The following is a 26,725-nucleotide window of genomic DNA, read 5'->3' on the forward strand; positions in this document are numbered from 1 at the left end:
GTTTCCTACCCTTCATCATTTTGAAGCAGCGCGGTGCGGTCAGAGTTCGACTACCGATCGCGCCGCATCACGCCGACCCGGTCACCCCCGGGATGCATCCTGGCAGTCGGCTCGTTGCCATACCCGACCGAAGCCACCCACTCCATCGCGATGATCGGGGACGGCATCGGCGGACGATCTGGCCTTGATGTGCGTGCAACCGCGGCGAGCAGCGGGGCCATATCTCCGACTGCAGCATCCGTGTACCGCTCTCCTCAACCGCCACCGCCAGCCCCATCGCAGCTGGTCAGTTGAGAGAATGGCACCGATGAATTTGCCGCTCCGGCGGGTGTTTCCGCCCATCCTGCTCCCGACATTCGTAGCCGTGGTGGACGGCACCATCATCACGGCGGCGCTGCCTGCGATGGCGAGCGAGTTCGGCGATGTGGAGCGGGTCTCCTGGGTGGTCGCATCCTACTTGGTGGCCAGTACCGTGGCGGCGCCCGTCTACGGCCGGCTGGGTGATGCTCTCGGGCGGCGACGCATGCTGCTGCTGGCCCTGGCGCTGTTCGTCACGGCGTCCGTGCTGTGCGCCTTGGCTCATAGTCTTCTGACGCTGGTTGGCGCCCGCATTATACAGGGCTTCGGTGGCGGCGGCCTGATGGTGCTGAGCCAAGCGGTGCTCGCCGAGAACGTCGCGCGCCATCAGCTCGGTCGAGCCCAAGGGTTCATGGCCGCGGTGATCGTGGCCTCATCGACCTTCGGGCCGGTGGCAGGCGGGGCGCTGACACAGGCGTTTGGATGGCCTTCGGTCTTCCTCGTGAACCTGCCGCTCGGCCTGCTGGCGATGGTGCTGTTGGTGCGGCTACCCGGCCGCGAGGGGAGCGGCGAGCGCGGGAAATTCGACTGGCCGGGTCTGTTCCTGTTTGCCGGATCGGTGGTGCCGCTCCTGTTGGCGCTAGAGCAACTGCAGCGTGTCGAACCTGCGACGCTGCTCGGGATCGGGATGTCCCTGGTCTGCCTCGTGCTGCTGGGGCGGCAGGAGCGGCGAGCGGCACAGCCGCTGTTCCCGCTGGATTTGCTGCGTCGCCCGGCCATGTGGCGAGCGAACGCCATGGCCGCCTGCTCCGGTGCGTTGCTGGTGAGCGAAGCGACCATCTTGCCGATCCACCTGCGAGCGGTGGACGGGGCCTCGGCCGGAGAGATCGGGCTGATGATGCTGCCTCTGACTGCGACGGTTGGGGTGGGGTCGCTCATCACGGGGCGACTGGTCTCACGCACTGGGCGTGTCGCCATCTTCCCGGCAATGGGTCAGACCGCAGCGGCGTTGGGCTTGCTGCTCGTGGCGTTCGGGATGGGTCCAGTCGGGGCGGTGCTCGGCCCCTGGGGTCTGCCGGCGATGCTAGCGGTCGTGGCGGTGTTCCAGGGCTCGGCCATGCCGGTGGCTCAGATCACGATGCAGTCCCAGGCTCCGCCCGCTATGCTGGGGGCTGCGTCTGCGTCCGTGCAACTGTCGCGGTCGGTCGGCTCGGCCATCGGCGTGACCGTCGCGATGGGGGTGCTGTTTGTGATCCTGGGCCGGAACGCTGCGATTGCTGATGTCTTCGCCGACGCCGTTCGACACGGTCCTGCCGCACTGGCGAGCTTGCCAGAAGCGTCGCGCGCTTCGGCGGTGACACACATTCAAGGCAGCTTCTCAGCCGCCTTCTCGACTATCGCGCTCTTCGCCATGGTAAACGCCGTGCTGGCGTGGACCCTGCCGGTGCGGCGGCTATAGGCCTAGGAGGAGCAAGAGCCGTCCTGGTGCTACAGCAAGGTCGAATGGACGACGCACCGCGCCCCTGTCCGTTGCGCACGACCCGGAGAAGTCCGGCACACTGATTGTGGCGATGGACGCCTGCAATAGTCTGATCGGCCGCGGAGCTGTGGTGTGAGCGTGGGCTGGCTTGGTAGACAAGCGTAGCTGGTCCACCAAGTTTGAGATGCGCTCGCAGCGGTTCACTACCCGGTCGAATGAGGTGCCGAAGGCCAATGCCACGGTACAGTAAGATCGCCCGCGCACCGGCCAGAGGTGGATAGCAGCGCGGGCAATCGCAGTCATACTCCCGGTATGTATTTAGGCCCGTATTCAACGAGTGCGACTAGCTGGCCGCTACCCTAAGTTTCATTTAGTCCGAGCTGCCGTTAGTCTCCTTGAATGTTGTGTAGGTCGGCCCGCCCGACTGAAGAGTCGGGTCTCCGTTTAACGGAACGATGCCATACAGTTCCTCGGCATCCACAACGCCGTTCGCATCACAAGTCACAGCGCTGGCAGCTTGGGCCAGAACCGATCTTTCAAGCTCCGCAAGGTGCTCCTCGAACCTATTCGTAGGGCGTCGATCGATCCGAGAGCTGAGCGCTGCCGGATCGCACGGCAAGGACCGTGAAAACCCATGCGACGTGTTGCGGCTTGAGCCAGGACCACCAACTCTCTGAGCGGTGGCAGCTGTCGTCTGGGTACTATCGTCATCCGTAAGGGTGCAGGATTTTGCACCCTTAAAAGAAACACCATAACTATCTTCTTGTGCTGCTCTCCGAGCTATCCATGTGTTGATCCACTTGAGCCATTTCCTGTCGATGATCGTGATCCGATTAGGTTGCCGAAGACGGACCTGGACGTCGATCAGGCCATCTGCCTGAGCGCGCCTGACCGCCATCTGCACGGTACGCTCGCTTGTCCCGCTCTCCTTGGCAAGCAACGCTACCGTCTTCTCACACTTCCCGGTGTTAATAAACTCCCACACAATTCGAGCTAGTACCGCTTGAATACCAATGGAGTACTGCCCTTCACGCATGATCTCGGCGGGTGAGACGCTTGATTTGGCGAGATAGTGTCTCGTGCCTCTCTTCTCAGCTCGTTCGGCAAGCTGCTCCTCGCTCAGGATCATGCGCGCAGAAGTGCCGTTCGACTGTTTGAGGGCCAGTCGCATTTGAGCGCGGGAAATACGGTCGGGCACGGTCTCTAATTGCGCTTCCGTCCCTCTAACCGCGCCGCTCGACTGCCAGACCTTTCGGTCCTTGAACTTGATCAGCTCAGCGAGCAATTCATACGCGCCATCGTTAATCAAACCGTTGCCGTGCAGTTCGATAAGTTTTACTTGGACGTCGTGCCGCAAATGCTGCCAGTCGGCAGTAGCTGCTCGCTTGATCCGCTCCGCAAGCACCTTTGCAGCCGGAGAGAGCGGACCTGCATTGTCATTCGGGATAATAGAGGTGCCGGATATGGTATCGGCTGTGATGGCGTACCGCACTGCTCTGCTCCAGTCGCAATCAAGCACCGGCCCACCATCTGGTAGGTCGACAAAGCATCTGCGTCCCGACGGCACGCAGTATGGTTTGGTGATCGTCATGGACACTGAAGCCCTGGGAGCGACCGAGATGGCCCTTCCGACGACCGGTGCGATTACGCTAAGCAAAGGAACGGCTCTGCGCATTCGTATCTACGATTGGACCACAGGGCGCGCCGAACGGCAAGCGCCGATAGCTGTCATTAACTACTTAGAGACCGCAAGCTCTCGGTGATGGAGACACTGGTCAGGCAGCCTGCTGGCCCTTCTTGGTCGGCATCCATTTTCAGGACGGCAGATCGGCCAGGCGCTTGGCTGAGCGATCGGCGATGCGCGTGAGCACGTCGCGCAGGCAGCCGTCAGGATCGAGCCTGTTCATCTTCGCCGTCTAGACCAGCGTGTAGAACGCCGCTGCACGCTCGGCGCCCAAGCCGGATCCGGCAGACAGGTAGTTCTTGCGCCCGAACGCCACACTGGGAAGCGCCCGCTCGGCCGCGTTGTTGTCGAGCGCCAAGCGTCCGTCGTTGAAGGCCCGCATGTGCGCCGGCCAGCGCGCCAGCATGTAGCGCCACGCCTTAGGCAGGTCGGAGCGGCCCGGCACTTGGGCCACGCACGTCTTGGCAAACGTCTCCAGCGCCTCGGCCAGCGGCTTCGAGCGCACCGGTCGCTCGCGGGGGCGAGCATTGGACGGCTTGCCCTGCAGGTCGCGCTCGACCCCATAAAGCTCCCCAATCCGCTCCAGCGCCACCGCTGCGAGGGTCGAACCCGTCGCGGCATGTACGTTGAAGATCTTGTAGCGCGGATGCGCTCATCACCCCGCCTCAGTCGGGCGCCGTATGCCCGCCTGGCCAGGTACGGCCCGTTAATGCCGGCGTAGCCGTCGGCCACCAAAACGCCGGAGAAGGCCACTAGGTGCGGGAGCGGGCGGCTCGTCCCAACGGTCGGGCGAGGCGAAGAGCATAGTTGCCAGCGGCCGGGCGCCGCCATGGGTACGTTCGCCGCGCACATAGGTCCACAGCCGTCCGATGCTCGTCTTGCCCGTGCCGGGCATCAGCACCGGGATCGGCGTGTCGTCACCGTGGAGGACGTCCGAACCGCCTATCACCTCCCGTCGCAGAAGCTCGGTCAGCCGCCTTGAGGTGGCCGCGGTGCCGACGAGCCAACCCGAGCGCGTCGAGGTGGCGAGAGCCACGCCGTCACCGGCGTATATCGCGGCCTGACAGTAGAGCGGCAGGTTCTCGTGGAACTTCGCCACCGCGATGTGGGCGAGCAGTCCGGATCCAGCTCGCCCGTGAGGAAAAGCGTGGTGGGACGCAGGCACCTGCACCACCTGTTCGCAGAAGCGGCAGGCCCTGACCCGCCGGGCCTACAGCCCGTTGCAATCAGTATCCCGTCGGCCAGCAGCACGGGGGAGAAGGATGCCAAGTAGGCGAGCGGACGATCACCCCGATGCACAGAAGAGGCGATGGTCATAGCTGTCAACGGCCAGGCGCCGCCGCGGGGGCGTTCGTCGCGAACAGTGGCTACGGCCTTCCATGGGTCGCCCGGCCCGGGCCAAGTGCCAGCATCGGTGCGTTATCGGTGTGCAGGACGCTGAAGTGGGCGATCATCACCCTGCACAGTATTTTAAACTGTGAGTACGAAAGGGCCGCGGACACGCCCATTAAGCAGCCCGCGGCCAAATTATCATTGCGATACTACGAATGATACAAATTTGATATTAGTGATTTAGATCTCGATCATCAATATCGTTGTTATTATAGTGCTGCAGATAATGTTTTCTGTCGTTTAGATGGATTATATCTCCTGACTTGAAATAATTATGGATGGCGCGCACTCCTTCTTGGACGTGCCAGGGAACAAGTGATCCGGTTTTCTGATCCATATCGCATAGCAGGTTAGCCTGCTCGATCGCAGCTAATTCCATATACGTCTCATGGTGACTGAGCAGATTGCTGCCGATCTCGTCAAATGCCGGATCAGCCGGGCTTGCCCCGGGCATTAAATCTCCCACTGTGCACAAGTTACCGATCGGGCTTGCAAACGGAAAATATGAACTTCTATCAACCTGCGCTCCAAACTGAGGAAATTTGAAGGACCGGAAGTCGAATGCATCTGGCGCGCCGCTGTTGCCGCGTATGCCTAACTTCAGACCCGTCGTGACCTGACCGTAGGCCTGCGCTACACGGTAAGCGCGACTGCTATCGAATGTGATCTCGAAATCCTCGCACTTGAGGTACCCGCGAAGTGCTCGCTTCAGAGCAGTTAGCATCACGGCGACGCCAGGCTCTGTAGTCCCTAATACGTGGATATGGCGAATATGATCAAAATAGCCGGCATCAATATATTTTTTGATCTCGCTTACCCAGAACCAAAAATCAAGTCTTGTATGACCTCCGATGGCAAGACCCCATAGTCGTCGCGTCCTCATCCCCTCGATCCATCGCCGAGCTTCCTTGTGGTTCCTGCCCTGATAAACAGCTAGCAGCCGAACGTGAGTGGCGGCATTAGAAGCTGAAAAGTCGGTATTATCGAGTGTTGTGTGTAGACATCTATCGAAGTTCCAAACATTGGGCTGTACGTCTATGGCCCTTGTTGGGATGTCGACGGGAAGTCCTACATCGCAGTTCTTCTCAATCCACCGGAGCGAGCGTTCTCGAAAATCGCTCATGGCCTCCTTGACGGCGCCGCTGATAAGGGAGAAGCCGCCGCTGTCACCCAGCACGAAGGAGTGGTTCCTAGCGCGATCGCTGATCATCGTAGGGGTCTTGTCGTTGACACCCTCGGCCGCCGTGTAAAGGGCCCAGGGGTAGTGGAACAGACCAGACGGATTAAGGAAGTCCAGCTGCGATGGAGCCAATCCAGCCGGCATGGGCCGCCTTAATGACGTCGCCGACCTCCTCGTAAAGCGAGAAAAGTTCCCATTCACCGCCGGCAGAAAGCGCGCATAGTCGTTCGAACGCTGGTGAAGCGCTATCATCGTAATTCTCATTTTCAGGGAAGGGGAGGGGGTCCAAGTGGACCCCCAGGTTATGTCAGGCTAGCATTTCAGGCGTCAGAGGAAGGCTCAAGCGAGGCACCTTCGGGCCACTCCTCCTGCGACAGAGGAATGATAGAAAAATCTTTGCGCTCGCCCTTGTGCGACGCGGGGATGAATACCCGGTAGGCCGCGTTTGCGGTGCTGAAGCTGAGCACCAAGACCCGGTCCCCGATTTCCGACACGAGATCGGAAGTCACCTCTGACGAGACACTAAGGTAGGCGGATAAGAACGCCACAAAGTCATCCAGGCGCACCTGGATGTCGGCTGCCCCCTCGACACGTTGGGCAGCGACGACCTTTGCCGGATCGTCAGCTTTGTCACAAAGCGCGGAGAACCCGGTCTTGCCGAGGGTAATTTTTACCTCGGGAGCGACCAGCTGAGTGCGGCCACGCTTCTTAGGCGCCTTCTGCACGACCTTAATGGCATTTGCGGCGTAAGCGCTGGCGAAGCCGTAGAACACCTTACCGCCGATCTCGCACATAGCCCTTCGATCTAGAGATTTCGGATTGATGTCGGTGAAACCGTTGCCGGTAAGCCGTTGCAGCAACGCACTGAACTCGCCTTTGCCGTCACCAGTTGCGGCTTCTGTACGAACAACGATTTTTCCAACGGCAGACTGCATCTCGGTGGGTGACACCGCAATGTTGAACAGCATGCGCCTGTCAGCGGGCACAATATTAGCTTCGATCCGCTTCCGCATACGTGTTTCCAGCCTCGTATGGCCGAGGACCGGCTGACCGAGAATTAGATGCGGCTCGTGATGACGGCATTCCACGATGACGCTACCCTTCTTGGCTTCTCTAAGGCTCTGTGTGATCCTCCCGTCGGGATGAAAAACGTCTTGACGCTCGTCCGTACGCAGCTCCGTGCGGGTATCATTGGGATCGCTACCGCGCCGTTTGACCTGGTCGGTGTCGTACGTCAGCACACAGCTCCCCATCTGGAGCATCTCAGCGAGTGCCTGGGTGCGCTTAGGCGGCTTAGCTTGCGTGACGATCACACGGTCAATTTCAGACTGGGGTAGCAATATCTCCTTCGTGGCACCATCGCTGAAGGTAAATAGCACACTAACGCGCGGCTCTCCTGGCTGTCCCCCAGTCAAAGCTGCCAAACCCAGGTTCTTCAAAATCGCGGCTTTGCCTTCCCGATCAAACGCGATGGGCGTAGGATTGCCGTCGCTGTCATCATTCTTGATGCGCTCTAAGGCATTCAAACCGCCTGCCTCTTCGATGATCCCAACCAATCTTCGGACGGTCTCCCGATCGAGCGGAAGCAGTTTGATATCTATTCCTCGGGACACGAGGGTTCGAACCAATCCGTCGTACTGAGAACACTTTGAATTGATCCTTTTTGATGGGGCATCTGTTTTGCTGGTATCGGCAATATTCAGATTATAAAATACAGCGGCGGCCGGAGCGAACTCATGATTGCTGTTCGGCCTTTTGAAATCAGTGTTGAAATTGCTATAGATTTGGTTTGTATCGGTGTGCTGGTAGAGCAATGCGCCCATCGCAAATTGAATTCTAGCAGCCACACGCGCAGTAATGCCAGCCTTCCGCGCAACGGCATCCATGCGTAGTGTGGCTGTCTGCCAGTCCGAGCAGTCCTTCGCGCTAGGATTATTCCTGCCTTCAGGGACATGCTCATCCAGCAGTTTCAGGTTGTCGGCGAGTTCCGCCGGGACATTCGCGGGCAAAGCCGTCGCGGAGACGTCGGGAACAATAGCAGGCGCGACAGCATTCTGGTCAAGGTGGGACGACATCGATAACTCCAATCACAATCGATCGCCGTGCGGCCAGGATTGGCGGCACGTCAAAACATCCGCCTCTCGGGCGGTGGTTTTGGTGATTGGCCGGCACTTCGCAGCACCATGGTCCTGAGCGAACTCAGACCGCCAACCGCATCGATTGCGAAGGCAAGTGATCGGCCCACGCAGTCAGCGCTAAACATACCACAGGCAGCGGCGTGGTCAAGTATATTTTCGAGATAAATTTCATGTCCGTTTAACCCGGTCGAACATGGTTAACGGCGCTTTCCGTTTAACGGAAAGGGAGGCGCCGTCACACCGGACGCGGATCAGGGCGGATGCGCGAGCGCATCTGTCCGGCGCATTGGTAAAGCCGGAGCTAGGTCCCCCAATGGCGGTAGTCGTCTATTTTCCGCCCTTTGAGTGCTTGTCATGGCGAGCGACGTAGCTGGTTCACCGATAGAGAGCTGCTTCGCTGTGGGGCATCGGGTGCCGGCCTATGCGTGCAAGCCTGAGCTTGCCTCGGCCTACCCCTAATCCCGTGGCTTCAACGCGTCGCCGTGAATGTACGGACAGATAGGAAGCCCCGGCCAACAGTGGCCGCACTGTCACTCAACAACAGATGGCACCAAACCCTTTTAAATCACACATAGGCAGTCAGATGACGCTGCAAGTGAATATAGACATGAAGTAATCACATAAATTAGTATTGACAATCATTTGCAGCAGGAGGATATTGAAATGACAACGAAACTCGACGATCTACGAATGGCTCTCGTTGAGGGCGCCAGCTGGCAGGACAAGAAGAAGATCCGCTGGTTGTATCCGGGCATGGCCGAGCAGCGTACACGGGTTATGAAGGCCATTGGTCCACGACACGACAAGTACGACCGCATGGAAGCATGTGGGACTATGGACGACAACCACAACAACATGCGACTATGCGGGGTGCCGTTGTGTCCACGCTGCTTTATGCGTAGGCGGGGCAAGGAAACGGCAATGGCAATACAGAAGCAGTTTGCGGGTGCCACGAACGATCAGATGGCGTTCCTCACGCTGTTGGTATCACCAACATGCGACCTCAGCACAGTGGATCCCTGCATTGATGCTACGGAGACGAGGCTTCGCAATATCATCCGCTACAAGAGGAGATCAGATGTCAGGTGGAATGCCGTGCAGTACGTGGGGTGGTGGGAGATGGATCGCCACAACGCGAGTGACATTCACGACAAGTTGGGTCGTAACAAGCGCATAGCACTGGAAAGCGAATGGCCAGTGCTGGTTCACCGCTTGGATCAGACGGTGTGGCAGCCACATCTGCACGCGATTGTATGCTTGGGCGATGTACCTGTGGAGGAGTTTAAGCAGGCCATTCGGGTTGGTGGGTATGACAAGCCGTATCAGGTGAACGTCAAGGAGTTCGATCACAACAGAGGCGTAGCTGAGAACATCAGGGATCTGGTTCGGTACTGCATGAAATTTCGCATTGAGCAGGACTACAAGGCGTCTACGTCTCAGCTGATATGGAATGGCAGTGCGCTTGTGGTGCAACGAAGGTGGTGGGACGACAAAGACATCACTGCTTATGTGGGCTGGTTGATGTGCAAGAGAGGTGGTTTTGAGAGACTAAAGACACGCATGGGTCCTGAGCGGGGTCGTGCTGGTAGTAAATGAGTGGACTTGTATGGGTATTGATATTAACAATTAATCTATACAAGACACTAACTGGCTACAAATACTCACACTCCACATCATACTCCCACACCCCTTCGTTGCCCCCAACGTGAGCCGGCCGTGGCAGGTGTTTCGCTGGCTTCCTGCAGATGTAGGAGGCCGCAATGGCTCGGCCGAGCTTGTTGCTCTGCACGGATCTCGCGAGTGTCGCGGAATGATATCACCAACGTGCCGAACTGCATGAGCCGTCTTGGTGCGGCCCGGCAGCTCGGATGGGGCTTCGGTGGCAGACGATCCGTGATCCGCTTCCATGCCGACGGTCTGACGCGATCGGTGAATTGACCAGCTATCCACAGTCGGGGATCTGCAGAGAAGGCGGACGACAGAGTTCACACAACGGTCACATCAAAGAGCCCGAAATAGCGAAGAATAAGAGCGCAAAATCAAAAGCTTAGGATTGCGCTCTTGGCTGAACAGCGTCCTTGTACGTCGTGATGCATTTTCCCGGCCAATCGCGGAACGGCTAACAGTCTACGATCATGGCGATCTAATCTCAGGTTGAACAGTAGGACAACGGCAGTAGCGTCCCGGACATGAGAGCTAATCGAGCTCAAGCGAAGGACACACACATGTCGGTGCTCAAGACCCTCAAGCTCAGCGCTGCTGCTCCCTCTGTGTCAGCCAACGATCCCCTCGCGCGGGCGCGGGAGAAGCTGCTGGGCCAACTTGCCGACCAGAAAGAGATGGTGACGGCGACCCTCGAAGGCCGGGTGTACCAGCCCCCCAAAACCCTTGGCATGCGCAAAGACGCCCAGGGTCACCGCGTGCGCATGGAGGTCAACCGCCGTGTGCGGCGCGGCTGGTTCCAAGACGAAGCCGGTACAACGCACTTTCTGCTCCGAGTCGGTGGCAAGCCCATGCCTCTTCAGCCGGGCAAGGCCGCCATCGGCATCGGCACCCTCGACAAGCTGCCGGCGATCATCGACGCCCTGATCAACGCGGTGAGGGCAGGGGAGCTGGACGCCCAGATCAAGGAGGCAGCGGTGGCTCGGGGTCTCATGATGGCGGAGCGCCGCAAGAAGGCCGTGTGAGCTACACCGATAGCGGCGTGACGAGCAGCATCGGCAGTCCCGATGCTGCTCGTCGTTTGACGGCAAGCCTCGTTCGCATCCCAAGTAGCTCGCGCGGGGAGGGGGATTGTTCACTCCCAGTCCAGGGGCTCGACGACTCACCTCAGCCGGGATGTTCCACAGAGCGTCCAGGGCAGCGTTCATGGCTGCTGCGCTGCCCGGAACACACCCCCGGCGCACTCGCCGGTCCTGAGACGTCCTATACGAAGGACGACACCACCTACAGTGAGGGGCGCGTCATGCCGCGCGTGTGGATCCCGAGCGTGGGCATCGGGATCATCACCACGTAAGCTGCCGTCCTTAACCCGCTCTCGTCATACCTATACGAGTGCATCGTCCTCGGCGGCCTCGCCTATGCCGACGTCGTGCTCACGCCGGTGTTAGGCGCGTGAGCCAGGTTCCTGCTAATAGTTGCGGATCCCATCGGAAGAGCAACAGCGCTTAGTGTGAAACGCCCGAAGTTTTGTTCAACTGAACCTCGAACCGCAGAGCGCGATCGAACAACTCAGACTTGCGATACTGCCGAGCTCTTCGCCATACCGGCAAGTCGTCATCGCCCTCTAGCCGAGTTTCCATGAGGCCAAACCACGTGAGAGGCCGCAACACCCGACTCTCGAGGGCGAAGCCGGCGAAATCGATTGGACCTTCATCAAGCGTGCCGTCCCACACCGTGCACGTACGTATCAGATCTTCGGGTTTGAACCACTCATGACCGGCAACTGACAGGCACCATAGCACGATGCCAATGTGGTTCTGTGGCCAGGCCTCGAGCGGCACCCGGTCGAAATACGCCAGGTTGACCTCCCAGAACGTGGTCACAAACAGCTGCCGAAATAAAGCACCCGCCTGATCCTCTCGGATCAACATTGTGCCGGCCTTGCTCGCCAGCAGTCGCTTCTCGCGCTTGCGGAGCAGCTTAACGTCTTGAGCGATCCGCCGGGTGATCTCGACGGGCATCACATCAGCCTCGTTGAGCACCTTGTTCATCACCAACACGTTGGCCTTGTCGTAGCCCGGCCAGACCATCTCGTCGAAGAACGCGCGCACGTCGGCGCGGCTCAACGCACCCGTCGCAGTCAGCGTGAGCCCGCCGAGTGCCTGAGCACGCTCAATCATGAGGCGTGTGAGAGCCAATAGAGGAGCTTCGGCTACGCTGACTTCGTCGAGGGCGTGCGCGAAGGTGATTGCCGCGGGCATACTGCCGTCGCGGCTGAGCAATGCCTCAAGGCTCGGCAGGGTCAGGAGAGACCAGATAGGCGGCTCAGCCAGGGTCGTCATAGCCGGTATCATGCCACCCAATGGGGGAGGGTAGATAGCGTGATCCACATCGACCTCGCGCGACGTCCCTCACGTTCGACGCACCTCCACGTGCTTCCTGGCTCGCGATCGAGCAGGCGTACGGCTGCGTCCAGATAGCCTCGCGACATGGATCCGCCTGCTTGACTCATTAAGTTAGGAGCCCTAACTATCGTGCATGGATCACGCAGCCGACCCAGATCCCGTTCTGATCCGCCTTCGCGAGGGGTTCGAGCGCGTCGCGCTTGTGCTGCGGGCCGATCTCTGGGCGGCTGCGGGCGACGCCAGCCTCAACCCGGCTCAGGCGCAGGTACTCGCCCTCCTAGCTTCGCGTCCTGCTGGTTTGCGGGCCAAGGAAATCGCAGCGCACCTTGCCGTCTCGGCGTCGAGCATGACCGACACCATCGCGGCGCTTGAGCGCAAACGCCTCGTGCAACGGGCGCCTGATCCGGCTGATGCGCGCGCGGTCATCGCTCGCCTGACGGAAGACGGACATGCCCTCGGACGCACCTTCGCCTCTGCGGCTTCGCAGGTGATGGCGGCCCTGGCGCGGTTGTCGCCGAGTGAACAAGCCGACCTCCTGCTCACGCAGATCAAGCTGATCCGAACCTTGCAGCAAGCCGGGGCCATCCCGGTTCAGAGGATGTGCGTCAGCTGCCGCCACTTCCGGCCGAACATTCACCCGGCCGACGCCCAACCCCATCATTGCGCCTTCGTGAACGCCCCGATCGGGACCCGGGATCTCCGGCTCGACTGTGGCGAGCATGAAGCGGCCGATCCCGACGTTCAGGCTGCCACCTGGACGTCCTTCGCCGACGGATCGCCGCCCCTCCGAGCACAAGCCGAAGACTGAGAAGGATCAGGTGTCATGACGAAGCAGACAGCATGGGGCTCCGGCCTCGTGGCGGCAGCCCTGTGCGCGCTGTCCACCACCGCCCTTGCCGATTCCATTCGCGCACAGCCCAATGAAGCGGTCCTGGCGTCGTTCGACATCGTCGAGACCACGATCGTGACCCGGGACGACATAGCGGTGTTTACCACCCGGGTCCGCGGCGAGGCGGGCAAGGACAAGCCGGACGCCACAGGCCGGTTCGAGGGCTCCAGCGTCTACGCCTATGTCTGGCCGACGACCCTCGACAGCGGTGCGATCGGCTTCGACAAGGCCCAGGGCATCGTCGCGCTCGCCGTCACCTTCCACCCCGATTTCGACGATGCGGCTAACGGTGGCGTCAACCGGCACGTCTGGCACCCGCACTGGGTCGTGCTTGCCAAGGACAGCGCCTGCGGCGGGGGCCTGAAGGTGGTCGACATCCCGCAGGGTGCCAAGCCCAAGGTCCCGCCCACTTGGCCGAAGGTGCCGCTTCTGATCGATAGCCCGGATTACCCGACGACCTTCCGGGGCGACGCAGTTCAGGTCGAGATCCCGGTCTCGTTGATCACCGGCATCAAGGGTGCCAATTTCGACGGGGTGACCTCCGGCCTCAAGGTCAACGGCAATCTGCACGCACCGCTGCTCTGCGTCAGCGACGTCTTCAAGGTCGCCTCCAGCAACCTGTCGCTGCCGGGCAAGGTGAGCCCGCAGAACTGACACCGCCGCTGAGTAGCGGTCCGGCGACTGCCATCGCCGGACCGCCGAAGGTCCCCCTCCGAGCACCAGAGAAGGAAAGCCGTTCATGGCACATTTCGACCTCGCCGATCCAGGCCCGCTTGGCGTACCGCTCACGCCGTCAGCGGCCACCAACGCCGATGCTCCCGGCGCGGGAGCGACCCTGCACCGGGCGATCGCCATGCCGCTTCTGGGCGCAGCGCTCCTGTCCACCCTGGTTCTGCCGACCGTGGCGATCGCGGCGGATGCTCAGGGCTTGGTGGATGCGCTGAAGATCGTCGCGGGCAAACCGCCCGGCGTGCGTGCGACCTTCGCCAAGGGACAGTGCGTGCGCGGCACCTACACGCCTTCCGCCGACGTCGGCGCCGTTACACGCTCGATCAGCTTCACGCGACCATGGCCGCTGATCGGTCGCTTCTCGGTCGGCGGCGGAAACCCCACCGTACCGGACACCGCCAGGACCGTTCTGCGCGGCTTCTCGATTAAGATCCTGTCGGGCGGGGACGAGACCCATCTCCTGTTCGAGAATGCCCCGGTGCATTTCGCTCGTACACTCGATCAGATGCTGGGCTTTCTGCAGGTCCGCGCCCCGGGAGCCGACGGCAAGCCCAACCAGGAGGCGATCGCCGCCTTTGCAAAAGCTAATCCGGAGACGACCCGCCAAGCCGCCTTCGTGGCAGGCAGGCCGTTGCCCAGGAGCTATGCCGGCGTCACCTATTGGGGCGTCCACACGTTCACGGGCGTGAATGCCGCCGGACAGGCAGTGCCCTTCAAGTTCAGGATCGTTCCCGAGGCCGGGGAGATCGCTCTGAGCGACGAGGAGGCCAAGGGCAAGCCGCCCCAGTTCCTGAACGCTGAGCTCGCGGACCGATTGTCACGCGGCGCGGTGAGGTTCGACGTCATGGCCTTGCTGTCCGAGGCTGGCGACGATCTGGCCGCGGACATCACGCTCCGATGGAAGAACGAAGACGACCGCAAGGCGGTGAAGCTCGGCACGATCGCAGTGACAGCCCTTGAGCCGAATGAGACCTGCAACGCCGGAATCTTCGATCCAGGCCAGCTGGCGGACGGCATCGAAGCACCGAAGGACGAGATCTTTACGGCGCGTCGTACCGCCTACGGGATCTCCTTCGGCCTGCGCGCAAAATAGCTCTGGACGCCTGGCGCCCGCCGTCTCCGGGCGGCCTCGCATCCGCGGCGGGGCTGCTGCCGATGACATCGGGCGCCGGCTTCTCGGCCACGCCTGCGAGATCGCCGCTGTCATCGGTCGGCGCCGGCTCGGGGACAGCAGTGCCCAGCATGGCCCTCGGCCCTGCGAGCTGGGCGCCCGTGTCTTCGTCGCCTGGTTCACCAATCTCGACCGCCTGTGATCCGGAGGATGCCCATGCCCGCCCTCGCACCCGAACTCGAGGTCTCCCGCTGGTTCAATGCGCCCACGCCGCTCACCCTCGCTGACCTCCGTGGCAAGGTCGTCGTCCTGCACGCCTTCCAGATGCTGTGCCCAGGCTGCGTCGCCCATGGCACACTCCAGGCCGAGAAGCTGCATCGGCTGGTCGCGAGAGGTGGCGATGTCGTGGTGATTGGCCTGCACACAGTGTTCGAGCACCACGCGGCCATGACCGAGGTGGCGCTCGATGCGTTCATTCACGAGTATCAACTGACCTTTCCCATCGGGGTCGACCGGCCTAGCGAAGACGATCCGATACCCAGGACCATGCGGCGGTACGGCATGCGCGGAACGCCGAGCACCATCGTGATCGACCGTGACGGCGTTGTCCGCGAGCACGCCTTCGGGCAAGTCGACGACCTCACACTCGGGGTTCTCTTGGGATCGCTGATCGCAGCGTCTTCAAGCGCATGGACGGGTCAGGCAGAGGCAGCAAGCGGGTGTGACAACGCCGGCTGTCCGTTGCCGGCGGTGGCGTCCACATGATCACGCGGATCCAGCCTGTCGTGCTCGCCGGACCGGTTGCGCCGCTCGGGCCTGACGGTCCGCCGAGCGGCATCGCCAAGCGGCCGGTACCGGGGCCATGGAAGATCACCACGACGGGGATCGTAGGGGATGCCCAGGGCGACCTCCGGTACCACGGCGGGCCTGAGAAGGCGCTGCACCACTACCCTCAGGACCACTATCCGACCTGGGCCGGCGAAATCGGCGACCATCCACTTCTCTCGGCGCCTGGTGCCTTCGGCGAGAACCTCGCCACCTCGGGATGGACGGAGCACGACGTCTGCGTCGGCGACATCGTCCGGTTCGGGCCGGTGCTGCTTCAGGTGAGCCAGGGGCGCCAGCCCTGCTTCAAGCTGGACCGACGCTTCGGGCATCCCGGCATGGCTCGGGCGGTGCAGGCCACCGGTCGCACGGGCTGGTACTGGCGCGTCCTCGAGGAAGGCTCGGTCGAGCCCGGCGAGGCGCTCGTCCTGCACGAGCGCCTGCAGCCCGATTGGCCGTTGTCGCGGCTCGTCCACCTCTTCTATCGCGACACGCGCAACCGCGGCGATCTCGAAGCCGTCGCCAGGCTGCCCGAACTCGCCGAGAGCTGGCGAGCCCTGGCTCGGCGGCGGTTGGAGAGCGGCAGCGTCGAAGATTGGTCGCGGCGACTGACCGGTGTGGGGAAATCTGACGCGTGACTTACGTGCTCTGGGCTTCGCCGGCTCTCGCGGTGATTGCCGCGATCGTCAGTGGCAAGACCGGAACGGTGGGCGCGGTCCTCATCGGGCTCGCCCTCGCGTTGATCGTGGCGCTGTTTGCCGCGCCACACGCATTCCAAGTCGGAGATGCGGCCGTCTTCCTCGCCCGCGGCGCCTGGATCGGATGGATCGTCGTTCCCTACATCCTCGGCGGCCTCTTCTTCTGGCGGATCGCGCTTCGGCCAGGCGGACCGGCGATCCCGGAAAGGTCGCTGTCCGATGCACGCGCGAGGCGGCGGCTCCTCTTTGCGGCCTGCTTCCTGATCGGTCCGTTTGCCGAAGCCGCAACCGGCTTCGGCGTCGGTATCATCGGGACAATGATGCTGGTGCGGCGCCTCGACGTTGCACCCGTCCCGCTGCTGGCGTTCAGCCTGCTGAGCCAGACCATGATCCTATGGGGCGGGATGGGAAGCGGCGCCATCGTGGCTGCCGCCTTCGCCCGCACGGATCCCACCACGCTGGCGGTCAACACCAGCTGGTTCATGGTCGCCTTCAATCTCCTCTGGCTGCCCTTGTTCTGGCGGTTGGCGGAGCGTGCCGGCGTCTCCTGCGGCTGGCGCGAGCGGGTGAACGAGATGCGCTGGCTGTGCGCCGGCTTAGCCGCGGTGATCGCCGCGACGGTGGCCCTCGGCCCTGAGACGGCGATGCTTGCCGCTTATGGTCCCTTGATCGCGCTCCGCTACGTCCTCGACGAACGGCCGAGCCACCGCGAACTTCTCCTCGCCACGCGCAAGGTCGCCCCGTTCGCTGCTCTGATCACCTGGCTCCTCCTAACCCGGCTGATCCCGCCGCTGAAGCAGGTCCTCGAACAGGCCGGGCGTCTGCAACCGTTCCCGGGTGCACCGGCGTGGTCACCCTTATTCCACGCCGGAACGTGGCTCGTCGTTGCCGCCATCGTGACGGGATTGCTGCGAGGGGGGGAGGCATACGCCTTCGTGCAGGAGGCGAGGGGCGCGTGGAGGACAGGGCGGCTGGCCGTTCTGACGATCGTCGCCTTCGCCATGATGGCCGAACTGCTGTCCGGATCCGGCATCGCCGAAGGGCTGGCACGCGGAATGTTCGAGGCTCTCGGCCGCTGGTCGGTCCTCGTGACGCCCATCATCTCGGCGGTGTTCGGGGCGCTTGCAAATAGCGGCAACGCGGCCAACGGCCTGTTCATGGCCTCGCAGCTCAGCCTCGCAGCGGAGGCTAATCTGAACCTGGCAGCCGTCGCATCGCTTCAGCAGGCTGCGGCGCTCTCGCTGAACATCGTTTCCCCGGTTCGCATGTCGGTTGTGTGCAGCTTGGCTGAAACACCGGGGATGGAACGTCAGGCCTACCGTGCGATGCTGCCGTTTGCTACCGTGGTGATCATCGTACTACTCGCTTCGGCGCTGATGCTATCTGGGGGAATCCTCTGAGTTATTAAACGGCGTAATCAAATGCGATATTGTAAAATGTGGAAAATATCGTTAAAAGCATATTTTGCTCGATGGCGATTTTCCGTTAAACGGAAAGGATCACATAATGTTCATCATGATCTAACCTGCTCAAGTGGCTACCGACTGGCCGGATACAGTGCAGGCTGGATCCCGGCCGCTAGTTTGACCATATGCCCCGCGCAGGGGAGGAGGAGAGGTCGGCCAGCACTGAAGTTTCGGAGGCGTCATACAGCGCGTTCGGGGGTCCGCCAGCTGCCGGGCTGCTGCTGCGTCGACCCGGCGGTCCTGGGGCATTCTGAGCCCAGTATGACAGCTTCAGCTCTCGTCGGTGCAGCTCTGCTGAAGGCAGACTCGTAGCCGGTGCCAGGGTGCACGGTCGACGGCTGGGTCCGGCGCTGGATTGAGAAGGGGCTGCTCGAGATCCTGAGGCGGGTCCTGGCCCGCCGCCAGCAGCGGCGCTTCCGCCGCCGCCTGCATCCGCGGCTGGCGATCATCGACACCCAGAGCGTCAAGCGTATCCGGGTACGCGGACTGCGGGGCTACGACGGGGCCAAGAAGGTGGTCGGGCGCACGCGCGTGGTGTTGGTGGATGCCGGACGGCATGTCCTGGCGCTGTCGGGCATGCCGGCGAACGTGCAGACATCCGGGTGCCTCCCCTTCGTAGGAATCCGATCAACATCAACCTTCTCGCGATGTTCCTGGGCGGTTTGCCGTGTCTTGCTCGCTATTCCCTGCCTCAAACCTCCAGTTCAGCGCGGACGAAGCCTGAACACCACGCCCTCGTTCGGCCGTAGGAATAACTCTCCGTTGCAGCGATCGCCCTCGCGGTCCAGCTGCGTCGAGAGCAGCAGCTCGCAGGGCTCGCCAAGCTTTGCGCTCGCGGCATCCCCGCCAATGTTAAGCGTCACGAGGAAGCGGGCGCCGTCGTCCTCCCGTTCATACGATAGCACCGTGCCATCGCCAGACTTCGGCCTAAACCGGCCCCGGACCAGAGCAGGGTGCGCGCGCCGAAGCGCGATCAGGCGGCGATAAAGGGTGAGACTCGAATGAGGGTCCGCATCCTGCGCGGCGACGTTTCGCGCCCCGTTCGCCTCCCCGAGCGGCAACCATGGCGTCCCCGTTGTAAAGCCGCTGTTCGGAGCGGCATCCCATGGCATCGGCGTGCGCTGTGGGTCTCTGTCGCCGCTGACGTCAGGGTGACGCGCCTCGTCCGGCGCTATCGCGACGTCCTCAAGCCCGAGTTCGTCGCCGTTATAGACGAAAGCCGTGCCCCCGGCCGTGAAGGCGAGCATCGCTGCGACCCGCGCCTGTTCCCGGCCGATCCGGCTCGCCAGGCGCTGCTCGTCATGATTGCCCAGCACCCAGTTCGGCCAGGCACCGGGAGGCAGCAGATTGCGGTACTGATCTAAAGCGGCTGCAAGGGCCCGTGCATCCCAGGCCGTGTTCAGCAGGACGAAGTTGAAGGGCAGGTGGAAGGCCGGGCTGCCGAGACCGTAGTAGCGCATGACCCGTTCGGCCGGTAGGTGGGCCTCGCCAATCAGCAGGCGGTCCTTGTATCCGTCGAGGAGGCGACGCCACGCGGCTGCGACGGCGTGGGTCTCGGGCCGGTCCGAGGTGAAGGCGTGTCGAACCCCGGCCTGCACCGGTAGTCCTTCGCCCGCCAGCTCGCCCGGCGGATCCTCTCGCAGCAGGTCATCTTCGACGAGGTGGGGCACGGCGTCGACCCGGAAGCCGTCCACGCCCCGGTCGAGCCAGAAGCGCAGCACACCGTCCATGGCGGACTTCACCTCGGGATTGCGCCAGTTCAAGTCCGGCTGCTCGGGCAGGAAGGCGTGATAGTAGTATTGGCCACTGGCGGGATCTCGGGTCCAGGCCGAACCTTCCATCATCGACCGCCAGCCGTTCGGCGGCCCGCCACCGGCGGCCGGATCTCGCCATACGTACCAGTTACGTCGCGAGTTCTCGCGCGTCGCGCGGCTCTCGCGGAACCAGGGGTGTCGATCGGAGGTGTGGTTCGGGACGAAGTCGAGGACGACCTTGAGCCCGCGCCGATGCGCCTGGGTGAGGAGCCGGTCGAAGGTGTCGAGGTCGCCGAAGAGGCGGTGGACACTGGTGAAGTCCTCGATGTCGTAGCCGCCGTCGTGCAGCGGCGAAGGATGAAAGGGCGAGAGCCAGAGGGCGTCGGCACCCAGCGCAACGATGTAGTCGAGGCGGGCGATGACGCCGGCTAGATCACCAACCCCGTCACCGTCGCTGTCCTGAAACGAGCGAAGGTAAACCTGATAGATGACCGCGTCCTGCCACCAGGGCGGGACGCAATCTTCGTGCGTGCCCTGCGTCATTGGTTGTCTCCTACCAGCCCCGGGGACGGAGCCCTGAGATCGGGGCCGCTTAGGAGCTTCTCCGCTACGGGCTCACCCAAGCGAACGATAGTCTCCATACCTTCGGGGGTATGCTCCAAGATGTCGTCGCAGGGACGCCACGCGCCCGGCTCCCCGAAGATCGCCACGGCCGACCCGCCGAACTTGAACACCGACTTCTGGGCACCGCGCCTGAACGGCCGGTCGAGCGGGTGGCGCTGGACGATGCGACCAACAGTGAGCGCCCCGAACTCGACGAAGCCGAGCCTGCCGAAATGCTCGGTCTGCAGGATATTAACCTGGCGCTCGTTGCGAATGTAGATGTCTGGCTTGTTCTGTACGGCTGTCCACGACACCGTCCAGATGCTGTGACCCAGCCGCTCGTGATCGAGTGTGCGTCCATTGTCTGGGTAGTGGACGTGGTGGTAGTCAACCGGCGAGAGCCGCATCAGCAGGACTGGGCCGCCGAGGAAGGGCTTGGCACGCTCGGCGTTGCCAAGGATGTCTGCGGCCGCGAGCGATTGGCCCTTCACCGGGAAGCGCTGGTCGGGCCCGAACTCCTCCCAGCCGAAGTAGCGCGCCTCCGCCGGTGCGCCCATCCGGGCCGGATCGTCGGGAAAGCGGCGTCTGCCGGGCTTGAACTCGCGCACGAACCAGTCGGCATAGGAGCGGTAGCGGCGCTCCTCGAACTCGCTCATGTTGATGTGGTACTCGCGCACGAACGGCGCGATGCTGCGCCTGGTCCAGGGCGCGTCCTGGTAGAGCGCATAGAGCTTATCGAAGAGCGGAGTGGCACGCAGCCATTGGCCGGGCGCGCGCAGCGGCCGCGTCTCGTAGGTGGTCTGATGGTCGGGCATGAACTCCTCGACCGCCTTGCCCTTGTCGCGGTCCCACAGCTTCAGTGGCTTCGGATCGGCCGCCATCATCGCTCCTCGGACGCCCCGGCCAAGCGGGGTTGGGGCCACAACGGCTCCTCGCCTACACCGTTCCTCAAAACTCCGCTGGCGTCAGGTACCGCGCCGCCAATGCCTCCGCTATAGGCCAGTGCATTGTGCCCCAAACGAGCCGCAGCATCGGTAGTGCGCTACACTCCGGCCCAGCCAAACCAATAGGTTAGCCTGGACTGTAAGGTTCTCGATCCACGGCGTGCCCGTGAATTGGAGACTATTGAAGTGCGTCGCCTCAGCCTCTAATGCGGCTGGATCTGCACCGTGACTAGCTCTGAATTTGTTTCGCTTCGGAGATCTCAGTTGAATAGCGCGCTAATCCCGCCCCATGGCTAGACCGAGTATGTGGGCTGGTCACTCGCTCCGGTCTGCGTGTCATCAGCGAAAAACGTGCGCGTGGTATGTATATGAAATCCGTCCGTGAGTTTGCATAAGCGCGAGTAAAAGCAGCATAGGTGCGAATGTGCCAAGCAGCGATTCGGGGCATGAGTAGCATGAGACCTATAGTTGCGCCTCCAAGGACGTCTGGGAGATAATGTCCGCCCGCGCTCAAAGTCGCCACTATGACGGCCATGTTGAGCGCCAGGATTGCCAGTCCGAGATATCGGACGGATGCTAGAGCCCACGCAGTAATTAAGGCGAGGCTGACGTGAAAGGAGGGGAATGTTGCCAAGCCACGCATCTCGCTGAGGGCGATCACCTGCATGGTGCTGCTGCGTAGATGTATCAGCGGCTCCAAGTGCCAGAGGGCGCCGATGGTCTCCAGTTCATTCGGTGTAGAGGGATCAACCGCGTAGAACGCATACGGCCCTACCGCCGGTAAAACCGCGGAAAGAACCACCACACAAGCCAGGGCGACTGAAAATAGTCGCACGAACGCCCAGAGACGAGCGATGCGGCGAGTTGAAGCCAGGACGATAACCACGAGCGCGATCTGCGGTCCGCTAGAATGGTAGGAAAGCGCTAGCACCCTAGACAAGTGGGGGTGCCCCTCAAGGTATGCTGTGTGCGCCCGCCAGTCGAAACCGAGCACGCTCTCCACATGGACAATCATGGGATCCACGAGTGGGAATGCGAGCGTCGCCGATAGGTAATGAAGCACTCCCACGCTGCCCGTCACGGATATCAAGCAGGCAGACGAGAGCGCCATCGCACGGAGAGTTGGATGTGAGGTGGCGCGACTCCAGAACACTGCCGCAAGCAGCAGAGCTAGCGTGAGGGCTGCGAGCAACGTGAAGCCGAGCGGAGCGAGAGCGATACCAGCGATGCGCAGCCACACAGCATCGATCACAGCCACCGCGGCGACGAAGGCCCATAGCGCGGGATGTGGTGCTGCAAGCGGCGAGAGGACCGCTCGGATGCGGGGCGTGGTGCTGGCAAGCGCCCGCAACTGATCGACGTGTTGCAGCCTCATCGGCGTATGATTCTCCAGAGAGCGTGAGCATACAATGCACACAGGAATTAGTTTGCAATGATGTTTACTCAGATCGGATTTATTATTGGCTGCTAAAGCCTTACATTTGCCATGCGATCTGCTATGACGAAGTCGAATATTTAGGAATGCATCCCGAACTCGACCAAAAAGACCCCTACAGCGGACATGCCGCCCAGTGAGAGGAGAAGGGTTCACGCTGCCGCCAGTCGCAGGCGCGAAGAGGAACGAGGCAAGGAGGAGTTTCACGTCAGCCCGGATTGGCGAGGAGAGGGGAAACGGAGTTCCTCGCTCCCAACAGGCGCACGTATTGAGCGGCTCCGGAGCATGAGGCGCTGCCGCGTGCACGACGCGGCCGTGGAAAGTTCATCTGACGCCTTAATGATAAAGATTGGGCCACGCCTGCATCTCGCGCCAGGTCGACTTCGTTGTCGAGATGGACAGGTGGTTATGTCCCGCAGAATGTTTGGAGGACGCGCTGCTGCTCGCTCGGCGGCGCGGCGTAGCCCTCGAACTGCGGCTGCTCATCGTAGGGCGAACTCAGCACGGTCCGCAGCTCGGCAAAAGGTGAGAGGTCGCCGCGCTCGACCGCCGCCTCGATCACCGCTTCAATCTGATGGTTGCGCGGGATGAACTTCGGATTGATTAAATCCATCGCCGCCCGGCGTTCCGCGACCGTATCGGGATCTTCGGCCAGGCGCTTGCGCCAGCGTTGGGACCAGCGGTCGTAGGCTGTGGGGTCAACGAACAGGTTTCGGACGCCCTCGTCGCCCGTCGGGTCGCTGGCAGCCGTCCCGAGATGTCGGAATGTCAGCGTGTAATCCGCCTGGTTGTCCCGCATCAGATCCAGCAGGTCCTGGCCCAGCGCCACGTCGCCCTCCCGCTCTGACGATAAGCCGAGCTTCCGGCGCAAACCAGCGTGAAACGCCGCCTCAAACCGGGGCGCGAACGCAGCGAGCACCTCCTGGGCGGCCGCAATGGCAACCTCGGTATCCTCGGCAAGCAGCGGCACCAACGCTTCCGCCAGCCGGGTCAGATTCCACTGTGCGACGCGGGGCTGGTTGCCGTAGGCATAGCGGCCGAGCTGGTCGATGGCGCTGAAGACAGTCGCCGGGTCGTAGGCATCAAGGAAGGCGCAAGGCCCGTAGTCGATCGTCTCGCCGGAGATCGACATGTTATCCGTGTTCATGACCCCATGGATGAAGCCGACCAGCAGCCACTTCGCGACGAGATCGGCCTGACGCGCGACCACCGCGTCGAGAAGCACCCGATAGGGGGACTCGGCTTCTGCCGCACTCGGATAATGCCGGGCGATGACGTAGTCAGCCAGGGCCCGCACGCCGTCGACGTCACGTCGGAAGGCGAAATACTGAAACGTCCCGACCCGGATGTGGCTGGAGGCGACGCGGGTGAGCACGGCGCCGGGAAGCGACTGCTCGCGGATAACACTGTCCCCAGTAGCGACGGCTGCAAGTGCTCGCGTTGTCGGTATGCCCAGCGCGGCCATGGCTTCGCTGACGAGGTACTCGCGGATGACCGGCCCCAGCGCCGCACGCCCGTCTCCGCCACGAGAAAAGGGCGTCCGACCCGAGCCCTTGAGCTGGATGTCGCGCCGAACACCGTCCCGGTCGACCGTCTCGCCGATCAGGACGGCTCGTCCATCGCCGAGTTGCGGCACGGGATGGCCGAACTGATGTCCGGCATAGGCGGCCGCGATCGGCTCGGCCCCTTCCGGTACGCGGTTGCCCGCGAGCACGTCGACCCCTTCACGGCTAGCGAGCCAGTGGAAATCAAGCTGAAGCAGCTCTGCAAGCTCGTGGTTCACCGCGATAAGCGACGGGTTGCTGACCGGGGTCGGATCAACGCGGGCAAAGAACCTGTCAGGCAACCGGGAATATGTGTTGTTGAAGGAGAACGTCACATCCACTACCTTCGGTGCGAGGCCGACGATGTTCTAGCGACATCGCACGGGCCGGGCTCCCGGCTCGAATGCCTATCCGGCCGGAGATTGAGGCGAGCGCGCCGGCCGCATCACCCGCATTGCCAACGTCCGAGCTTCTGCCAGGTTCGTCTCGATGAGGCTTCGGGACGCCGTAAAAGGGCTACGAGCGTCTCCATCCGATCTCGTTCGGTGACGTTCAGAGCGGGATCCGGCTCTGGCGCTCGAAAAGGCCGGGGCGCCTGCTCGAACCGGCCATGAAATGGTTAGGCCATCGCCGCACTACCTTTGAACCCAGACCATCTCGTGAGAAGCCGATCAATGTTGAGCCGCGCAGCGAAAGGTTCTGCTTCGAAAGCATGAACGAGCTTTTCGAGGCTTGGTACTGAAGGCCTGAAATGGATCAATCGAAGCCTCCGGGACCTTGTGCTCTGCACCGGACGTCCTGAATGCGCTCCGGCGAGACCGACGCGCATCCATTCTGTCATGTGAGAGTTGAAGCTGCCTGGGCGCCATCGGCCTTGCCCGCGGTGCATGAACATGGATCTAGAAATGCTGAGCTTCGCAAGTGGAGAGACGGACATTGAGGTCGAGTGGTTCGGCGCGCCAGACAACGGTCTAAGCATCGCTGGACCTGCTGTCCTGCTCCTACACGGCGCTGATGGACTGACCTTTGTGGATGGCTACCGCTTCGCTGCACGCACCATAGCCGCTTCGGGCTATCATGTCGCCTTCGTGCACTACCTCGATCGCACAGGCGACCGGCGCGTCAACTATAGCAGGCTCAGGCAAGACTTCCCACTCTGGGTCGGGACCGTGCGCGACGCGTTGAGTTGGCTAGCGCAACAACCCGGCGTTGATGCCGAACGCCTCGGCATCGTGGGCATCTCGCTCGGTGCCGCGTTGGCGCTCGAGACAGCTGCCTCCGATGGGCGTGTGAGGGCCATAGTGGACTATTTCGGTCCCCTGCCGGAGGATCTCGCTGCACGGCGACCACGCCTGCCGCCGACTTTGATTCTGCATGGCGCCCGGGATGCCATTGTGCCGGTGTCCCAGGCCTACAGCATTGAGCGCCTACTCAAGGAGCAGGGCACTCCTTATGAGATCCAGATCTACCCAGATCACGGGCATGGTTTTACCGGAGTGGCTCAGTTCGACGCGGCTGTGCGCACTGCGCGTTTCCTAGATCGATGCCTGCGCTGAGGGCTGAACACCGAGCGACAGGCCCGACTCTTGATTTGTCACGCGCCTCGTGCGGTTCGCGGGGAAGGGGGACACCATTGTCGATCGTGCGCTTGAAGCTCTGGTCAATTGTCACAATGCGAGCTGATATGGTCCGAAGGTAAGCGTGGCCGTCGTCGCCCGTCTCGAAACCATTGACGGCGAAGCGGGTTCCAACGGCGAGTACGTCTAACTGGGCGACAGTGGCCGGCTTGCGAAACGTGAACCTGCGAGCAGGAACCGCCAAGGCGTTTGAGCGCCGCGCGTGATGCCAATGCGAGGACCAGACACTACCATGACCGGCCCCTCTCTCCCGGAAAGATGAAAGGGCGCGCGGTCGATGGGCCAACCATCGTGCGCGCCGGTAATGGCCAGAGCCTGGCAAACGCGACCCGGGCCGGAGCAGAGGAGGCGTGGCGCCGTCGTGCGCCGACGTGCCGCCATCTGATCAAGCCCCACCGTCGGAGCGAGCGCCCTCACGAGCACCGCGCTGCCGACCTCGCAGACGATGTTCATGCACCAGTGCAGCCCATACGATCGGTACACGTAGGCGTGCCCCGCCGGGCCGAACATGCTGGCGTTGCGCCGTGTCGGCCCCGAGAAGCTGTGCGAGGCAGGGTCGGATTGATCGTAGGCTTCGGCTTCCACGATGATGCCACCCACGCCGTCGACGAGAAGGCGGCATCCGATCAGATCAGCGGCCGCAGTCGCGGCAGGACGTGCGAACCAAGAAGGGGGCATTTGGGTCATAGCAGCTCTAGAAATAGCCAGTCTGTTGTCTCAGCCACCTCGCACATCGAAGCAGCGCGAACCTGCCAGGCAGCAGGGGCGTTTCCTCGATTGAACGTGAGTTGTCCCATGCCCGACACAACGATCCAGACTGAGGCGCTCTCCGAGGCGGCATACGACCAACGC

The 26,725-nt window shown here is 62.2% G+C and carries 21 protein-coding genes and 2 pseudogenes; 12 read left to right on the top strand and 11 right to left on the bottom strand.

Going from position 1 to position 26,725, the window contains the following annotated elements:
• Positions 1–307 precede the first annotated feature (307 nt).
• Positions 308–1,756, top strand: coding sequence for an MFS transporter (locus tag DK412_RS04415; RefSeq protein ID WP_162596089.1), 1,449 nt, complete (start codon positions 308–310; stop codon positions 1,754–1,756).
• Between the two features lie 169 nt (positions 1,757–1,925).
• Positions 1,926–2,027, top strand: a complete 102-nt coding sequence (locus DK412_RS31505; protein WP_348629369.1) for a DUF4113 domain-containing protein — start codon at positions 1,926–1,928, stop codon at positions 2,025–2,027.
• Between the two features lie 120 nt (positions 2,028–2,147).
• Here the strand turns inward: DK412_RS31505 and DK412_RS29960 are convergent, their stop codons facing one another.
• The 5 genes and pseudogenes from DK412_RS29960 to DK412_RS29975 form a co-directional block, all read right to left on the bottom strand.
• Entirely contained in the window at positions 2,148–3,368 is a 1,221-nt protein-coding gene (locus tag DK412_RS29960) for a hypothetical protein (protein ID WP_162596090.1), read from the bottom strand.
• 223 nt (positions 3,369–3,591) lie between these two features.
• Positions 3,592–3,684, bottom strand: coding sequence for a transposase domain-containing protein (locus DK412_RS31510; protein WP_162596091.1), 93 nt, complete (start codon positions 3,682–3,684; stop codon positions 3,592–3,594).
• 9 nt (positions 3,685–3,693) lie between these two features.
• A pseudogene (locus DK412_RS30830) lies at positions 3,694–4,635 on the bottom strand (IS66 family transposase).
• Between the two features lie 390 nt (positions 4,636–5,025).
• Complete coding sequence (locus tag DK412_RS29970) at positions 5,026–6,285, bottom strand: hypothetical protein (protein WP_162596093.1); 1,260 nt, start codon at positions 6,283–6,285, stop codon at positions 5,026–5,028.
• 68 nt (positions 6,286–6,353) lie between these two features.
• Positions 6,354–8,108, bottom strand: a complete 1,755-nt coding sequence (locus DK412_RS29975; RefSeq protein WP_162596094.1) for a hypothetical protein — start codon at positions 8,106–8,108, stop codon at positions 6,354–6,356.
• Between the two features lie 726 nt (positions 8,109–8,834).
• Between DK412_RS29975 and DK412_RS29980 the strand changes: the two genes are divergently transcribed.
• The gene (locus DK412_RS29980) at positions 8,835–9,767 is read left to right on the top strand and encodes a hypothetical protein (protein ID WP_162596095.1); all 933 of its coding nucleotides are present in this window, start codon (positions 8,835–8,837) and stop codon (positions 9,765–9,767) included.
• A gap of 629 nt (positions 9,768–10,396) precedes the next feature.
• Entirely contained in the window at positions 10,397–10,858 is a 462-nt protein-coding gene (locus DK412_RS04445) for a hypothetical protein (protein ID WP_109970964.1), read from the top strand.
• 480 nt (positions 10,859–11,338) lie between these two features.
• On the opposite strand, the gene DK412_RS04450 is transcribed toward DK412_RS04445, so the two are convergent.
• Positions 11,339–12,175 (bottom strand): hypothetical protein, encoded by an 837-nt coding sequence (locus tag DK412_RS04450; RefSeq protein WP_109970965.1) that lies wholly within the window; start codon positions 12,173–12,175, stop codon positions 11,339–11,341.
• 196 nt (positions 12,176–12,371) lie between these two features.
• Here DK412_RS04450 and DK412_RS04455 point away from each other — a divergent pair, with 196 nt between their 5' ends.
• The 7 genes and pseudogenes from DK412_RS04455 to DK412_RS30835 form a co-directional block, all read left to right on the top strand.
• Positions 12,372–13,046: a MarR family winged helix-turn-helix transcriptional regulator gene (locus DK412_RS04455; RefSeq protein WP_109970966.1), complete on the top strand. Its 675-nt coding sequence runs from the start codon at positions 12,372–12,374 to the stop codon at positions 13,044–13,046.
• 15 nt (positions 13,047–13,061) lie between these two features.
• Positions 13,062–13,781, top strand: a complete 720-nt coding sequence (locus tag DK412_RS04460; protein WP_109970967.1) for a hypothetical protein — start codon at positions 13,062–13,064, stop codon at positions 13,779–13,781.
• An 85-nt stretch (positions 13,782–13,866) separates the two neighbouring features.
• Positions 13,867–14,949 (top strand): catalase family peroxidase, encoded by a 1,083-nt coding sequence (locus DK412_RS04465; RefSeq protein ID WP_109970968.1) that lies wholly within the window; start codon positions 13,867–13,869, stop codon positions 14,947–14,949.
• 234 nt (positions 14,950–15,183) lie between these two features.
• Positions 15,184–15,732, top strand: coding sequence for a TlpA disulfide reductase family protein (locus DK412_RS04470; protein ID WP_109970969.1), 549 nt, complete (start codon positions 15,184–15,186; stop codon positions 15,730–15,732).
• On the top strand, positions 15,729–16,430 hold the full coding sequence (locus DK412_RS04475; protein ID WP_109970970.1) for an MOSC domain-containing protein: 702 nt from the start codon (positions 15,729–15,731) through the stop codon (positions 16,428–16,430). The genes DK412_RS04470 and DK412_RS04475 overlap by 4 nt, the downstream gene beginning before the upstream one ends.
• Positions 16,427–17,890, top strand: coding sequence for an L-lactate permease (locus DK412_RS04480; protein WP_109970971.1), 1,464 nt, complete (start codon positions 16,427–16,429; stop codon positions 17,888–17,890). The genes DK412_RS04475 and DK412_RS04480 overlap by 4 nt, the downstream gene beginning before the upstream one ends.
• Positions 17,891–18,397: 507 nt before the next feature.
• Positions 18,398–18,502 (top strand): annotated as a pseudogene (locus DK412_RS30835) (IS5/IS1182 family transposase); the annotation flags it as partial.
• Positions 18,503–18,660: 158 nt separating this feature from the next.
• On the opposite strand, the gene DK412_RS04490 reads toward DK412_RS30835, so the two are convergent.
• From DK412_RS04490 to DK412_RS04505, 4 genes are all read right to left on the bottom strand, one after another.
• Entirely contained in the window at positions 18,661–20,253 is a 1,593-nt protein-coding gene (locus DK412_RS04490; protein WP_109970973.1) for an alpha-amylase family glycosyl hydrolase, read from the bottom strand.
• Complete coding sequence (locus tag DK412_RS04495; RefSeq protein WP_204165494.1) at positions 20,250–21,194, bottom strand: phosphatidylserine decarboxylase; 945 nt, start codon at positions 21,192–21,194, stop codon at positions 20,250–20,252. The genes DK412_RS04490 and DK412_RS04495 overlap by 4 nt, the downstream gene beginning before the upstream one ends.
• A 292-nt stretch (positions 21,195–21,486) precedes the next feature.
• Positions 21,487–22,632, bottom strand: coding sequence for a phosphatase PAP2 family protein (locus tag DK412_RS04500; RefSeq protein ID WP_109970975.1), 1,146 nt, complete (start codon positions 22,630–22,632; stop codon positions 21,487–21,489).
• A 466-nt stretch (positions 22,633–23,098) separates the two neighbouring features.
• Complete coding sequence (locus DK412_RS04505) at positions 23,099–24,577, bottom strand: protein adenylyltransferase SelO (protein ID WP_109970976.1); 1,479 nt, start codon at positions 24,575–24,577, stop codon at positions 23,099–23,101.
• Positions 24,578–25,141: 564 nt separating this feature from the next.
• Here DK412_RS04505 and DK412_RS04510 point away from each other — a divergent pair.
• Entirely contained in the window at positions 25,142–25,792 is a 651-nt protein-coding gene (locus DK412_RS04510) for a dienelactone hydrolase family protein (RefSeq protein ID WP_109970977.1), read from the top strand.
• A gap of 207 nt (positions 25,793–25,999) precedes the next feature.
• On the opposite strand, the gene DK412_RS04515 is transcribed toward DK412_RS04510, so the two are convergent.
• Positions 26,000–26,551: a DNA-3-methyladenine glycosylase gene (locus DK412_RS04515; protein ID WP_109975055.1), complete on the bottom strand. Its 552-nt coding sequence runs from the start codon at positions 26,549–26,551 to the stop codon at positions 26,000–26,002.
• Positions 26,552–26,725 lie beyond the last annotated feature (174 nt).

The organism is Methylobacterium sp. 17Sr1-1 (genome assembly GCF_003173775.1).
Classification (GTDB): Bacteria; Pseudomonadota; Alphaproteobacteria; order Rhizobiales; family Beijerinckiaceae; genus Methylobacterium.